The sequence below is a fragment of the Pradoshia sp. Z5_111 genome (genome assembly GCF_058267535.1).
Map to the genome: position 1 here is coordinate 245,721 of NZ_JBZCPQ010000004.1, position 15,159 is coordinate 260,879.

The 15,159-nt window shown below is 38.7% G+C and carries 16 protein-coding genes; all 16 read right to left on the bottom strand.

Annotation, left to right across the window (positions count from 1 at the left end; all coding sequences use genetic code 11):
• Positions 1 to 32: 32 nt before the first annotated feature.
• Positions 33 to 932: a tyrosine recombinase XerC gene (gene xerC / locus AC4D4A_RS10710; RefSeq protein WP_490995899.1), complete on the bottom strand. Its 900-nt coding sequence runs from the start codon at positions 930 to 932 to the stop codon at positions 33 to 35.
• Between the two features lie 66 nt (positions 933 to 998).
• Positions 999 to 2,300: an FADH(2)-oxidizing methylenetetrahydrofolate--tRNA-(uracil(54)-C(5))-methyltransferase TrmFO gene (gene trmFO / locus AC4D4A_RS10715; RefSeq protein WP_490995900.1), complete on the bottom strand. Its 1,302-nt coding sequence runs from the start codon at positions 2,298 to 2,300 to the stop codon at positions 999 to 1,001.
• 165 nt (positions 2,301 to 2,465) lie between these two features.
• The gene (topA, locus tag AC4D4A_RS10720; RefSeq protein WP_490995901.1) at positions 2,466 to 4,541 is read right to left on the bottom strand and encodes a type I DNA topoisomerase; all 2,076 of its coding nucleotides are present in this window, start codon (positions 4,539 to 4,541) and stop codon (positions 2,466 to 2,468) included.
• 269 nt (positions 4,542 to 4,810) lie between these two features.
• Entirely contained in the window at positions 4,811 to 5,680 is an 870-nt protein-coding gene (dprA, locus tag AC4D4A_RS10725) for a DNA-processing protein DprA (RefSeq protein ID WP_490995902.1), read from the bottom strand.
• A 77-nt stretch (positions 5,681 to 5,757) separates the two neighbouring features.
• Positions 5,758 to 6,660, bottom strand: a complete 903-nt coding sequence (gene sucD, locus AC4D4A_RS10730; protein WP_490995903.1) for a succinate--CoA ligase subunit alpha — start codon at positions 6,658 to 6,660, stop codon at positions 5,758 to 5,760.
• An 18-nt stretch (positions 6,661 to 6,678) separates the two neighbouring features.
• Positions 6,679 to 7,839 (bottom strand): ADP-forming succinate--CoA ligase subunit beta, encoded by a 1,161-nt coding sequence (gene sucC / locus AC4D4A_RS10735; protein WP_148629561.1) that lies wholly within the window; start codon positions 7,837 to 7,839, stop codon positions 6,679 to 6,681.
• A 383-nt stretch (positions 7,840 to 8,222) separates the two neighbouring features.
• A complete protein-coding gene (locus AC4D4A_RS10740; protein WP_490995904.1) occupies positions 8,223 to 8,513 on the bottom strand; it encodes a 3-isopropylmalate dehydrogenase in 291 nt (96 codons plus the stop codon).
• A gap of 107 nt (positions 8,514 to 8,620) precedes the next feature.
• A complete protein-coding gene (locus AC4D4A_RS10745; RefSeq protein WP_490995905.1) occupies positions 8,621 to 8,890 on the bottom strand; it encodes an EscU/YscU/HrcU family type III secretion system export apparatus switch protein in 270 nt (89 codons plus the stop codon).
• On the bottom strand, positions 8,887 to 10,362 hold the full coding sequence (locus AC4D4A_RS10750; protein WP_490995906.1) for a hypothetical protein: 1,476 nt from the start codon (positions 10,360 to 10,362) through the stop codon (positions 8,887 to 8,889). Before AC4D4A_RS10750 ends, AC4D4A_RS10745 begins: the two co-directional genes overlap by 4 nt.
• An 18-nt stretch (positions 10,363 to 10,380) precedes the next feature.
• Positions 10,381 to 11,151 (bottom strand): ribonuclease HII, encoded by a 771-nt coding sequence (gene rnhB, locus AC4D4A_RS10755; protein WP_490995907.1) that lies wholly within the window; start codon positions 11,149 to 11,151, stop codon positions 10,381 to 10,383.
• An 82-nt stretch (positions 11,152 to 11,233) separates the two neighbouring features.
• Entirely contained in the window at positions 11,234 to 12,097 is an 864-nt protein-coding gene (ylqF, locus tag AC4D4A_RS10760) for a ribosome biogenesis GTPase YlqF (protein ID WP_490995908.1), read from the bottom strand.
• A 19-nt stretch (positions 12,098 to 12,116) separates the two neighbouring features.
• Complete coding sequence (lepB, locus tag AC4D4A_RS10765; protein WP_490995909.1) at positions 12,117 to 12,674, bottom strand: signal peptidase I; 558 nt, start codon at positions 12,672 to 12,674, stop codon at positions 12,117 to 12,119.
• Positions 12,675 to 12,814: 140 nt separating this feature from the next.
• On the bottom strand, positions 12,815 to 13,159 hold the full coding sequence (rplS, locus tag AC4D4A_RS10770; RefSeq protein ID WP_490995910.1) for a 50S ribosomal protein L19: 345 nt from the start codon (positions 13,157 to 13,159) through the stop codon (positions 12,815 to 12,817).
• A 135-nt stretch (positions 13,160 to 13,294) separates the two neighbouring features.
• Entirely contained in the window at positions 13,295 to 14,035 is a 741-nt protein-coding gene (gene trmD, locus AC4D4A_RS10775) for a tRNA (guanosine(37)-N1)-methyltransferase TrmD (RefSeq protein WP_490995911.1), read from the bottom strand.
• Positions 14,035 to 14,553 carry a ribosome maturation factor RimM gene (rimM, locus tag AC4D4A_RS10780; protein WP_490996025.1) on the bottom strand — a complete coding sequence of 173 codons (519 nt, stop codon included), beginning with the start codon at positions 14,551 to 14,553 and terminating at the stop codon, positions 14,035 to 14,037. The genes trmD and rimM overlap by 1 nt, the downstream gene beginning before the upstream one ends.
• Positions 14,554 to 14,569: 16 nt before the next feature.
• The gene (locus AC4D4A_RS10785; RefSeq protein WP_066102285.1) at positions 14,570 to 14,956 is read right to left on the bottom strand and encodes a YlqD family protein; all 387 of its coding nucleotides are present in this window, start codon (positions 14,954 to 14,956) and stop codon (positions 14,570 to 14,572) included.
• Positions 14,957 to 15,159 lie beyond the last annotated feature (203 nt).

The following is a 15,159-nucleotide window of genomic DNA, read 5'->3' on the forward strand; positions in this document are numbered from 1 at the left end:
CTCCCTCACTAAAATTAAGGCACATATATCTTTCAAGCTCTCGGATGGCTGTTTCTATAAACTTCTCTTAGTCTTTCCTTACTGACATGCGTATAAACCTGCGTCGCTTGTATGGAAGAATGACCGAGAAGTTCTTGTACAGAACGTATATCCGCACCGCTATTTAATAGGTGTGTCGCAAAACTATGCCGCAACATATGTGGATATAAATGTTTGTTTACGGATGCTTTATCTATAATATTCGTTAAAATATACCGAACACCCCTCGGGGTTAAAGGGTTACCTCTTTGGTTAACAAACAGAAAAGCATGCGTTTGTGAAGATTTTTTTATTAACTCTTTTCTTGGTCCTTCAATATATTTCTGCAATGCTTTTTTTGCATGTTCGCCAAAAGGAATATAACGATCCTTCTTACCCTTCCCATGGGCAAGAACAGTCATAAGAGAAAAATCCAAATCCCCCAGTTCCACACTGCAACATTCACTTACCCTCATACCTGTTGCATACAGGAGTTCTAATATAGCCAAATCCCGCTTTCCTATTGTTGAAGTATGATCGATAGCTGAAAATATCGCTTCCATCTCTTCTTCATACATAAACCTAGGCAGCCTCTGTTCTTTTTTTGGCAACGAAAGCATTGCAAATGGATTTTCATCCACCATATTTTCCCTCATGAGAAACTTATAAAACGATCGTAAGCAAGATATCTTCCTGCTGATACTTCTTTTAGACAAATTACGTTCAGTGAGATTCGTAACATATAATCGAGCATCAGGATATGTGACTGCTTTCAAACTGGAAATAACTTGTTCACTCATGAACAAGAAAAATTCCTCTATATCCTGTTTGTAATATGCAATAGTATATTTTGAATAGTTTTTTTCGATTTGTAAATACTTTATATAAAATTCTAAAGAAGTTCCATTATTCAAAAAAGTCACTCCTGTTCAAGGGTTACTAAATACTAACATATAATAGTAACCCTTGCAATTATTTTACTAACTATTCAAAAAGTTCCGAATTGTTTGTAAAGCGCGTTCAGCATGGGCTTCAGCTCGTTCTTGTTTGGATTTAATCTTCCTTCCTAAATCCGGGAATAAGCCAAAATTAGCATTCATTGGTTGGAAATTTTTAGCATTGGTTGATGTGATATAATGAGCCATGCTTCCCATTGCTGTTTCTTGAGGGAAGGTCAATGGTTCCTGTCCTGAAGCCATCCGTGCTGCATTGATGCCTGCAATTAAGCCTGAGGCAGCCGATTCTACATATCCCTCTACACCTGTCATTTGACCTGCAAAGAATAAATTAGGCTTTGCTTTTAGCTGATATGTAGCTTCCAGCACTTTAGGCGAATTGATAAAGGTGTTTCTGTGCATGACACCATATCTCACAATTTCAGCATTTTCCAGACCTGGAATTAACCTAATTACTTCTTTTTGCGGGCCCCACTTCAAATGAGTTTGGAATCCAACAATATTATACAAAGTTCCAGCTGCATCATCCTGACGAAGCTGAACAACTGCATATGGTCGTTTTCCTGTTTTAGGATCTTCAAGGCCAACCGGCTTCATCGGGCCAAATAGCATCGTTTTCTTTCCACGTTTCGCCATTACTTCAATCGGCATGCATCCTTCAAAGAAGATTTCCTTTTCAAACTCTTTTAACGGAACAGTTTCTGCTTCAATTAAAGCATCATAAAAAGTATTAAACTCCTCTTCAGTCATTGGGCAATTTAAATAGGCTGCTTCCCCTTTATCATACCGTGATTTCAAATAAACTTTGTCTAAATCTATACTGTCTTTTTCAATAATTGGTGCAGCCGCATCATAAAAATAGAAATAGTCCTCACCTGTTAATTGGCTGATCTCACGCGATAATAATTCACTGGTAAGAGGACCCGTCGCAATAATTGTTATCTCATCTTTCGGTATTTCCGTTAATTCCTCATTATGAATTGTTACATTTGGATGATTTTTTAATGTATCTGTTACTCTGCCTGCAAACTCATGGCGATCAACAGCAAGTGCTCCCCCTGCAGGTACAGAACAGTGATCTGCAGAATCAATAATCAGTGAATTTAATTGACGCATTTCCTCTTTCAATACTCCAACCGCATTGGTTAAAGTATTCGCTCGCAAAGAATTGCTGCAAACCAATTCAGCGAACTTATCAGTATGATGTGCCGGAGTTTGTTTCACAGGTCTCATCTCATATAAATCAACCTGTATGCCTCTCTCGGCCAATTGCCAGGCCGCTTCGCTGCCGGCTAATCCGGCACCTACTACTATTACTCTTTGCATTATGTATACCCTCCAGCTATATTTATTACGTAAATCGTTATATCATGTAACACATTTAAAAACAATACATTTTATAAGTCATACGTATCTGTTATTAAAAAGTTTCAGGATCTTTCACGTATTTTATTCAGATTTAAGAAGGAAGAGCCTCAGCTCTTCCTTCCTTTAACTCTGCGGTTCTTCCTTATAATTACAATCAAGACATGTAACTTGAATGCCTTTTTTAAGTTTTTTCTCAACTAACGGTCCCTGACATTTTGGGCATGGTCGTTGTATCGGCTTATCCCAAGAAATGAATTCACAAGCCGGGTAACGATCACAGCCATAGAAGATGCGGCGTTTTTTGCTTTTTCGCTCAACGATGTTTCCTTCATGGCATTTAGGACATTTCACACCGATTTCTTTAACAATCGGCTTGGTATTCCGGCAATCAGGAAAATTACTGCATGCCGCAAATTTTCCGTAACGCCCCATTTTATACACCATCGCTGATCCACATTCTTCACATGTTTCGCCTGTTGGCTCATCCTTTATTTCGATTTCTTTCATCTCTTCTTCAGCCTTGGCTAAATCCTTTTCGAACTCTTTATAGAAGTGATCGATAATATTAACCCATTCAACTTCTCCATCTTCTACATTATCCAGTTCGTTTTCCATTTTAGCTGTGAATTCTACATCCAGGATGTCAGGGAAGAATTCACTCATAACCTCAATAATAATCTCGCCAAGCTCTGTCGGAATAAAACGCTTATTATCTAGAGCTACATAGCCTCTCTTTTGGATAGTGTCTAGTGTTGGCGCATAGGTTGATGGTCTACCAATGCCTAATTCTTCAAGGGTTTTAACGAGCCTTGCTTCTGTATAACGCGGAGGCGGCTGAGTAAAATGTTGATTTGACTCGATGTCCTTCGAGAATACAACATCCCCTTCTTTCAAATCTGGCAGTAAATTTTCCTTTTCTTCATTATTATCATCATTGCCTTCAATATATACTTTCATAAAACCGGCAAATTTTACTTTGGACCCATTTGCTCTAAATACGACATCACCGTTTTTTAAATCTACGGCCATCGTGTCCATAATGGCAGGCGCCATCTGACTGGCAACAAATCGTTCCCATATTAATTTATATAAGCGGTATTGGTCACGAGAGAGATATTGCTTCATCATAGAAGGTTCCCTGATAACCCCGGTCGGCCTTACTGCCTCATGGGCATCCTGTGCTCCAGATGTTTGCTTATCCTTCCTTTGGGTCTTTGGTAAGTATTCTTCCCCAAACTGAGATGTAATCCATCCGCTTGCTTCTTTTTGAGCAGTTTCTGAAATCCTGGTAGAGTCCGTTCTCATATACGTAATCAGACCGACAGTTCCTTCTTTGCCAATCTCAATACCTTCATACAGTTGCTGAGCAATCATCATGGTTTTCTTTGCTCTGAAATTAAGTTTACGAGCCGCTTCCTGCTGTAAGGATGATGTTGTAAACGGAGGAGCTGGATTACGTTTTCGCTCCTTCTTCGTTACCGATTGTACTAAGAATTCGTTTCCATTTAATTTTGAAAGTATATTATTTACATCGTCTTTAGATTGCAATGGGACTTTCTTGCCGTTCAGAGATTGAAAATTAGCTTCAAAATCCTTCTTGCCTTTCAGAAACGATCCATTAATGGACCAGTACTCTTCCGGTTCAAACGCCGCTATTTCTTTTTCACGATCGATAATCAGACGTACAGCAACGGATTGAACACGTCCGGCACTCAAGCCTTTTTTTATTTTTTTCCATAGAATTGGGCTAATGCTGTATCCCACAATACGGTCTAATACTCTTCTCGCTTGCTGTGCATCTACCAGATTCATTTTAATAGGTCTTGGATGTTTAAATGACTCTTTAATCGCGTCTTTTGTTATTTCATTAAATACGACACGGCAATCAGAGCTTACATCCACACCGAGACTATGAGCTAAATGCCACGCGATTGCTTCCCCTTCTCTGTCGGGGTCAGCCGCGAGATAAACTTTCTTGGCTTTTTTTGCGGCTGTCTTTAAATCTTTAAGTACATCACCTTTACCGCGAATGGTGATATATTTTAATTGATAATTTTGTTCAAAATCTACACCCATCTGGCTCTTCGGTAAATCGCGTACATGGCCCATGGATGCTTTTACTTTATATTTTTTTCCTAAATATTTTTCAATGGTTTTCGCTTTAGCAGGCGATTCCACTATAACTAAATAATCCGCCATTTCTTTCCTCCTTAAGAGGGTATCATTCTCTATATTCATGCATGTATGATTATGAAGGTTTAGATTTACTTCTGTCAATGGTATGTTCTAATGATTTTTCACTATTAACAACAATCAATATAATCTGAATAATTACCCTGACTTAAAAAACCTTGTCTGAAGCACAATGTATAACAGAAATTATAATTTTGCAACTTAAATAGTTTTAAAATAGCCTAACTAACAAAATGGTAATCTTCATCCATTCATGTCCCGAAGCTCTGTTTATGTCACCACTCATAGAGAATATCATTAGCATGATTGATTAATTTGGCACCCTCTTTAATCAATTCATGTGGGCCGGCAGACAGTTCAGAAAACACACTTCCCGGGACCGCATAGATATCTTTACCCTGTTCTAATCCATGCTGGATCGTGATAAATGTCCCACTTCTTTGTTTTCCCTCTACCACTAGTATCGCCCGTGATAAACCACTAATAATTCTGTTTCTCATAGGAAAATGCCAGGGTTCCGGTTTCATGATTGGTGGATATTCTGACAATACTACACCATTTTTCATAATTAATTCAGCAAGTGCTGTATTTTCTTTTGGGTAAATATTAAAAAGCCCACCACCAATAACAGCTATAACCTTACCACCACTTTGGAGAGCTTTAATTTGTGCATGTGAATCGATCCCTCTTGCTAATCCACTTACGATACATACATCCGCCTTAACTAAATCGGGAATTAGATAGTTAACCATCTTTTTTCCGTATTCAGTAGGGGCACGGCTACCTATTATGGCTAATATCCTTGAATTATGCAAGAGTTCAGGATTTCCTTTGCAATATAAAATCCATGGTTGTTGATAAATAACGGAAAGTTGTCCGGGATATAGGTCATCGAGGAATGTTATACAGCGGATTTGGTTTTTCTCATAAATAGAAGGCATTTTTTGAAGATCTTTGTTTTGGAGGTCTTTCATGAATAAGGAGATTTTTGCAGAGGATAACTCCAATGTTTCCGCCCAATAACGGTAGGGCTGATCATACATCTTCTGAAGGTTCGGATCATCTTTCAATATGCGGAATTTCGCTTTCCAACTCATACCCCGACAATGATCCAGGTGCACAAGCCTATTCTTCCATTCATCCATAACAGCTTCACCTCTTAATATTTTTAATATATAAAGACGCTCCCCTTAAAAAGGATAAGGGGAGACTTGTCTTATTATTAATGCGTTTTACATTTATCGTATAGCCCTTTTTCTTTTAATACGCTTAGCATCGTTTCGCCCATTACAGCGGGAGTTTCCGCCACTTTTATACCGCATTCATTCAACACACGAATTTTCTCATCAGCTGTTCCTTTTCCACCGGAAATAATAGCGCCTGCATGGCCCATTCGTTTCCCTGGAGGAGCTGTACGGCCGCCGATAAATCCGGTAACCGGTTTTGTCATATTTTCTTTCACCCATTGGGCTGCTTCTTCTTCTGCTGTACCACCTATTTCACCAATCATAATCACCGCATACGTCTCCGGATCCTCATTAAAAGCTTTTAAAACGTCGATGAAATCAGTTCCATTGACAGGGTCGCCGCCAATACCAACAGCTGAAGACTGTCCAAAGCCCGCCTGAGTTAATTGATGCACCGCTTCATAGGTTAATGTACCCGAGCGAGAAACAACGCCAATATGCCCTTTTCTGTGGATATAACCAGGCATGATCCCTACCTTACATTCTTCAGGAGTAATGACGCCCGGACAGTTTGGCCCGATTAGACGTGTTTTCTTCCCTTCCATATATCGTTTCACTTTTACCATGTCCAATACAGGGATATGCTCTGTAATACAGATTACGAGATCAAGCTCTGCATCTACTGCTTCAAGAATCGAATCTGCAGCAAAAGGTGCTGGTACATAGATAACTGATACATTGGCACCTGTTGCTTCTTTTGCTTCAATTACGGTATTGAAGACAGGAACACCCTCAGCTTCTTCGCCGCCTTTACCAGGTGTTACACCTCCCACGATTTTCGTGCCGTATTCTAGCATTTGCTTCGTATGAAAGCGGGCTGTAGATCCTGTAATACCTTGTACAATCACTTTTGAATCTTTATTAACAAATACGCTCATCTCATATATCCTCCAGTCTTAGCCTATTAACGAAACGATTTTTTGTGCACCATCAGCCATTGATTCTGCAGCTGTGACATTAATACCGGATTCCTCTAATATCTTTTTGCCAAGGTCTACATTTGTTCCTTCTAAACGAACGACCAGAGGAACCTGTAAGCTAACCTGCTTAGCTGCTTCGACAACACCCTCAGCAATAACATCACATTTCATTATGCCGCCAAATATATTTACAAAAATCCCTTTAACATGGCTGTCTGAAAGGATAATCTTAAATGCTTCCGTAACTTTTTCAGCCGTTGCACTGCCTCCTACATCGAGGAAGTTGGCAGGAGTGCCACCATAATGATTAATAATATCCATTGTGGACATAGCCAGTCCTGCTCCATTAACCATACAGCCGATATTGCCATCAAGAGATATATAGCTTAGGTCATACTTGGAAGCTTCTATTTCTTTTGGATCTTCTTCCTCAAGATCGCGATAAGCAACAATATCCTTGTGGCGATAAAGCGCATTTTCGTCAAAATTCAACTTAGCATCCAAAGCCATCACTTCTCCGTCGCCTGTAACGACCAAAGGATTGATTTCTGCAATGGAGCAGTCTTTTTCAATAAATGCTGTATAGAGACTAGTCATAAATTTTGCTGCTTTGTTAATTAATTCTTTTGGTATATTAATATTAAAAGCTATTCTTCTAGCTTGGAATGGTGTTAATCCAATTACAGGATCAATAACTTCCTTGAAGATTTTTTCCGGTGTCTTTTCAGCAACTTCTTCTATTTCTGTTCCGCCCTCTTCAGAAGCCATTAATACTACTCTTGAAGTTGCTCTATCAAGAACAAGCCCAACATAATATTCTTTCTTGATATCACAGCCTTCTTCAATAAGTAAGCGTTTTACTTCTTTGCCATCCGGACCCGTTTGATGCGTTACCAATACTTTGCCGAGTATTTCACCAGCATATGTACGAACCTCATCCAGCGATTTGGCAACCTTGACCCCGCCAGCTTTCCCTCTTCCACCCGCATGGATTTGAGCTTTCACAACAGTAACCGCTGTTCCAAGTTCACTTGCAGCGTTAACTGCTTCCTCTACTGAAAAAGCAACTTTTCCATTTGGGACATTTACCCCGTATTGTCTGAGGATCTCTTTACCTTGATACTCATGGATATTCATTTCTTATCCTCCCATCAAAACTTTCAGACTATAAAAAATATATTGCGTTTTCATTGTATTAAAACTAGTATTCAAAGTCCAATATTTTAAAGCGTTTTCTCCAAATATCGGTAATTTTTTTACACTTGATTGCATAATACGATAAAGAAAGCATACTAAAGAAAGGCTGAAATCATCTTATTCAACCTTCAAAATGAATGTATATATATTTGGAAATCTGTAGAAACCTCTCTTTAATTACAGAGAATAAGTTTCTATCTTAATAGATGATTATTCTATCCACTACTTGTTCATTTCTCGCAAATTTTCTTTTAGCCTTTAGATTCATTCCAACATCCCACTTGAATATATCCTGGAAATTCCCCTGAATAGAGCTAAACCCATTAGGCTTGTTTTCGATACAATTTAATTAGCGAAACGATGATGGCAATCAAAAAGACGGCGATACTATTCCACAGCAAAATAGCTGCTAGGTTAAATCCGTAAAAGAACGCAAACCCATCTTCTATCAGCCAGACGGCTAACATTCCAGCAACGAGACCAAACACACCCGACAATAATAAAATGACTAATGCAGCTAGATACAAATTACGTTTTTTATAATAAACAAAGCACGCAATTAAATTCGTTGCCAGAATAAAAATAATGGTCAGAATCAGAAAAAAATCGATCACGCCCACTCCTTTTTTACCCATATTTTAATCAAAAAGACGCCAATGCACAGTACAACAGGAATTCTATGCCGAAATTCTTTATCTCTCAAAAATCGATTATCTACAAATTATTTACTAGTTTTATGGTCAACCTTATATATAAAGGCAAAAACCTCTGCAACTGCCTGATAAAGTTCCTCAGGAATCGATTGATTAATCTCAAGCTGCGATAATAATTCTGTAAGACTAGGATCCTTTCGGATAGGAATCTCATGTTTTTCAGCTTCCTTTAAAATATGATCAGCTATAATGCCCTTTCCCTTAGCTATTAATTTTGGTGAAACATCCTGATTTTCCTCATATTTTAAAACAGAGGCAGATTTTCTGCTTTCTTTCATATTTTATAATCAACTCCGGTATACCCTGAAGAGGGATAATATGATTTATTTATCTCAGAATTTACTGACTTCTCGTGCGAAAAATCAGCAAATTTCACAGTCGATAGAATATACCCCTTCTCCTCCAAGTTTTCCTTTAGTATGGTTACCAGGGAACTGGCAGCAATATTGGCGTCTTTTTCTTCATCGGTCCATATCTTTAGACTGATAATCCGGTTTTGGATATTCATGTCGATAACAGTTTCTTTTAAGTGTGCTAGCTCTAAATAAAATACAATTCGGCAATATGCTGGATCGATTGTCCCATCTTTTCGTTTTCTACCAGTCCATTGCAATGTCAAATCATCTTTAACCGCAGCAAAGGGGACTGGAATCTGCATAAATACATTCTGCAGTGGCCCCGTTTCCTGGGATAATAATTGAAACGCAGCTAATCTTGTTAGAATGGCTTCAGCCTGGTTTTTTAGTTGGATCGGTGTTTTTTCGGCCGTCAATTGGATCAATGTATCCTTTAATATATCTGTCTCAGGCTGTTCTGATGGATCCTTAATACCCAGTGATTGCATGATGGAGTTCATCGCTTTATATAATGTGTTATTCTTATCAAGATGACTGAACAGATCACTTTTCGAAATTTTTTCCTGAACTTTTTGCCATTCTTCTGCTGTTAATTCAGAGGGAAGTGTACTATTTCCACTAATGACCCTTTCTATCCATTCCTGCACCCTATTATGGCTAGAATTTGATAAAATTGCTTCACCCTCCTTAAGGATCAGCCCAGCCTTTTGAAGAATTTCCACATCTTCATCCTTAAGAGACATAACTATCCCTTGAAAGGCTTCCCTCTTACCTGTTTGAAGAAATTCCTCTAATCTATTAATTATACGAGCATATTTACCTGTATCAGAGGCCTGTAGATATGTTGTTAAGGATTTAAGCATACTAGTTAATGATTCTCCATTTTTCAATGATAAAAGAGCATCCAATACAGTTTTATGTATCGGAAGCTGGTTCAGGTATGCTAATTTAACAGTCGAGATTCCTATTGATGAATCACCTGTTGAATTCAGCCAGTTCAAAGCCTCGGTAAAGCTATCTTTCGTCACAGCCAGCTGGTTGGCAATCACCATTTCAGCCAGATTCGTCCCCGTCCTTGATGGCTTTATCTGAAATGCACTTAATAGTTGAGCAGGCAAATCCGGCTTTGATTTTGCACTGCCAAATGGCAATACCTTTAATTGAATCAAACCATTTTCTGTTTGACTGACCTGAAATAATTGACGCACATTCGCTTCCACAGATACTTGCAATTTCGCCATCATTTTTGTTCCATTTACGAAAACTTCCGCCATATTATGAGGATAAAATTTTGTGATTTTCCCAGCAAATATTTGACCATCTCTGAATCCTGTTGATACCTTACTATAAGCCAGCTTATTGATCCATGAATCTATATTTATGACAGGCTGCAAAAAATCACACCTCTCTTATTAATAATTATTCTTTAAAGGAGCAAATGTCATCCTGTGCCAATTAAGCGGACCATATTTTTCAATAGCTTCTAAATGGCTGCTCGTTCCATATCCCATATGCTTATCAAATCCATATTGTGGATAGATCTCTGCATATTCCTTCATAAGTCTGTCTCTTGTTTCTTTTGCAATGACTGAAGCAGCTGCAATAGAGATAGATTTGGCATCCCCTTTAATCAGTGACATTTGTGGTATAGGCAAGTCTAACTTCATGGCATCTATCAATGCATATTCCGGGAATACTTTTAATTGATTCACTGCTGAAAGCATCGCCTTTTTAGCAGCTTCATAAATATTTATTTTGTCGATTTCCTCACTGTGTATAATGCCAACTCCAACCGCAAGCGCATTCTCCAGTATGTACTCGTAGTATTGCTCTCTTTTTGCAGCAGAGAGTTTCTTAGAGTCAGTAAGGCCGGCTAAATAAAAATTTTCAGGCAAAATCACAGCCCCTGCTACTACAGGACCGGCAAGTGGCCCTCTGCCTGCTTCGTCTATGCCTACTATATACTGATATCCTTCTTCCCTTAGTTGGTTCTCAAAGACCGATATAGAGTCGAAATGACGTCTTTCCTCTACTTTCCTGGCAATTGCTCTTTCAAAGCCTGAGAGGGCAACCTGGACGCCTTTACGCTGATCCTTGCGGCATTGCTGAACAAACGGATCCTCGAGGGTTTCTAACTCTTTAAGCTTATTTTTTATTTCTGATATGGTAAGTGAATTCGTCATTTCTCTTATCCTTCCTAATTAATATCGGTTTTGGCACACAAATGTAAAGACCCCCAAACAAGGGGGCCTTCCAGTTTTTTTATTATACATCAGTTTCCAAATCAGATGGAGATTCAAACGTTAATCTTCCAAATTTTTGTGTACGGATATCTCTTATAATCAATTCAGCAGTTTTATCGTAATCAACTATGCCACCGCCAGCTAAACATCCACGCAATTTGCCTACTTGATCAAAGGCTTCCACAATTTCTTCTGGAATTTCCTCAAGCTTATACCCATCGAGCAACCGCGCTGGATATTCCTTCTCCAAAAATTTCAATCCATAAATTGCAATATCATGAAGATTTAAAATGGTATCCTTAATAGCACCTGTTACAGCCAATTTACAGCCGACTTCCTGATCCTCAAACTTCGGCCATAGGATACCAGGGGTGTCCAATAGTTCAAGCTCTTTACCAACTTTAATCCATTGCTGCGCTTTTGTCACACCTGGCATATTACCGGTTTTGGCAATATTTTTCCCAGCAAGCCGATTTATTAATGTAGACTTCCCAACATTGGGAATTCCGACAATCATGGCACGAATTGCACGTGGTTTTATCCCTCTGGATTTCATCTTTTCTATTTTTTCTTTAAGAACTTCTTGAGCTCCCGCCATAATGCTTTTCAAGCCTGTCCCTTGATGTGCATTTACGGCTACGGCTTTAATTCCCTTAGCTTCGAAATAGGCTAACCATTGATTTGTTTTACTTTGATCTGCCATGTCTGCCTTATTTAAAATCACCAGCCGTGGTTTATGCTGGATAATTTCATCAATCATCGGATTTCTGGATGATTGGGGAAGCCTTGCATCTACTAATTCAAATATTATGTCTACCAGCTTTAATTTTTCTGTTACTTCACGCCGAGCTTTAGCCATATGCCCGGGAAACCATTGTATCGTCATACTTTCACCTTTTCAGTCATTAGTCAACAATTCTAAATTCTTTTAACGGCCAGTACACTAGACTGGTTTTGCCCAAAATCTCACTTTGCTTGATCGTACCAATATGGCGGCTATCTTTCGAGTATCTTCGATTATCCCCCATCACAAACACTTCACCCTCCGGAACCGTTTCCTGGCCAATAATTTCTTCCAGCGTAAATGGTTCTGTCAAAGGTCCTTCAATCATTTGTTCCTTGGCTTCATCCAGGTACGGCTCTTCATATGCCTTACCGTTAATATATAAAGTATCATCTTTATATTCTATTTTATCTCCAGGCAAGCCAATTACTCTTTTAATGTAATCTTTTTCTTCTGTAGCGTGAAATACCACTATATCAAATCGCTCAGGTTCACCGATTTTATAGGAGATTTTATTGACTACCATTCTATTTTCATTATGCAGGGTTGGCATCATCGATAAACCATCAACCAATATAGGTGCAAATAGGAAATATCGGATAATTGCTGCCAATACGATCGCAATAACTAAAGCTTTAATCCACTCAAAGATTTCACTTTTCCCTTTAGACCTAGCCATATTCGTACACCGCCTATATCTTCTATATATATGTATAAATATATACTTTTCACATAAAAAAGCAATAATTTGCTGTTTAATGTGAAAAAGGAGCTTGTGTCAGCACAAGCTCCTTGTATCCACTCACGTTACACACGTAATTATCGGATTTCTTTAATACGCGCTGCTTTACCGCGTAGGTTACGCAAGTAATAAAGCTTAGCACGGCGTACTTTACCGCGACGGATAACTTCCAATTTAGCGATACGTGGTGTGTGCAATGGGAATGCACGTTCAACACCTACACCATAGGAAATTTTGCGGACTGTGAAAGTTTCACTGATTCCGCCTCCACGACGCTTGATTACTACGCCTTCGTATACCTGAATACGTTCACGAGTTCCCTCAACAACCTTAACGTGTACTCTTACAGTATCACCGGAACGGAAAGAAGGAAGATCAGTTCTTAATTGATCCTTCGTGATTTCTTCGATTAATTTATGCATCGTATTCAACTCCTTCCACCCAATGCTCTTGCCACCCCTTCTCGAGATAATGACAGCGGAACATTGTTATAAAAGCAAGGCTTAACAGCCTAACTCACAAAATGTATCTTATCATATAAAACACCTAAAGCGCAACTATCTATCTTCACTTTTTATTTCTTCAAGCCATTTTTTTTCTTCTTTGGTCAGATCATAATGATTCAATAAATCCGGACGTCTTTGCCAGGTTCTGCGCAGAGATTCTTTCTTTCTCCATTCCTCAATATATTTATGGTTTCCCGAAATGAGAACATCCGGGACCTTCATCCCGCGAAAATCAGCCGGACGCGTATAATGAGGGTGTTCCAAAAGACCTGAACTAAATGAATCCAGCACAGGTGAATCCTCATTCCCGAGCACCCCAGGCAATAGCCGCACAACACTATCAATGATCACCATTGCTCCAAGCTCTCCACCCGTTAATACAAAATCACCGATGGATATTTCGTCTGTCACCGCATGTTCGCGTATTCTTTCGTCATACCCTTCGTAATGCCCACACACAAAAATAAGCTGATCTTCCTTTGCCAGTTCCTCTGCTTTGGCTTGGTTATAACGTTCCCCCTGTGGACATAAAAGGATGACCCGAGGCTTTTTCTTCTGCTCTTTTGGAGTGATTTGCTCTAAGCAATCAAAAATCGGCTGAGGTTTCAGTACCATTCCTGCCCCACCGCCATATGGATAATCATCAACAGACTGATGCTTGTTATCGGAATACTCCCGGAAATTATGGGTATGGTATTCAACTGCCTGTTTCTCAGCAGCCTTCTTAAGGATGGATGATCCAAACACCCCGCTGAACATTTCAGGAAATAAAGTTAGGATATCGATTCTCATTAATCAAGCAGTCCTTCCATCGGATCAATCGAGATCATTTTTGCATCTACATCAATTTCTTTAACAACATCATCAATATAGGGAATCAATACTTCCTTACCATTTTTCCCGCTGATGACCCATACATCATTTGCTCCAGGTGAAAGGATTTCTTTTACCACACCCAATTCGGCACCATCTGCAGTACGTACCGTGCATCCGATGATTTCATGGTAATAATATTCCCCTTCATCAAGGTTGCCCATTTGTTCCTCTGATATCTTTAATACGCCTTCTTTATAAGACTCTACTGATTCTATTGTGTCATGTCCTTCAAAGGTCAATAAATAAAAGTTTTTGTGTTGTCTCGAAGATTGAACAGTGACTTCAACAGGCTCGTTTGAGCTCTTTTTAAAGATATATAAAGTGCTTCCTTTTTTATATCGTTCTTCCGGGAAATCAGTACTTGAAATAACCCGGACCTCACCTTTTATTCCGTGAGTATTAACAATTTTGCCAACTTTAAACCATTTTTGCATTTCCTTCTGTTCACCTCTATTTAAATTCATCAATGATTCCATCTTTAATAATGATGGTTTTAGTTTGTACAACTTCTTCCCAATTTTGCCCGACTTCAACATCAATTATTGCCTGAACTTCACGTTCCTTTAATTCACTTCCATATGGAAGAATATCAAGCTGTTGAATTTGAAAGTCGAGCAGCTTCACTTTTTCTTTACGCATATCGATTTCTTTTTCAAAATGCGTTTTTAAGCTTGCCGGTTGAAATTTCTTTGTCTTTTCCAGCTTCTTTAATTCAAAGCGTAATTGATCACATTCTTTATTCAAAACGCTTTTTTTATATTCAAACTGCTCCAACAGCTGTATTTTACTCTTCTCAGTCAATACCTGTTTCACTATAACATTTTGAAGTATTTTCATTATGGCACCTCTTTCATACATACCAATCCACCAATTGTATTACGGTACTGAAGAAATCCTGAAACTTATCAACTCATCATCATTATAGCTACTTTCAAATCACGGTACTATGTATGGATTATAAACTTCACTCTAAAACCAACCCAAAACCCTCATAATTCATAACTTAATACTATCCCGAACCACAATAAATGACAACCAAA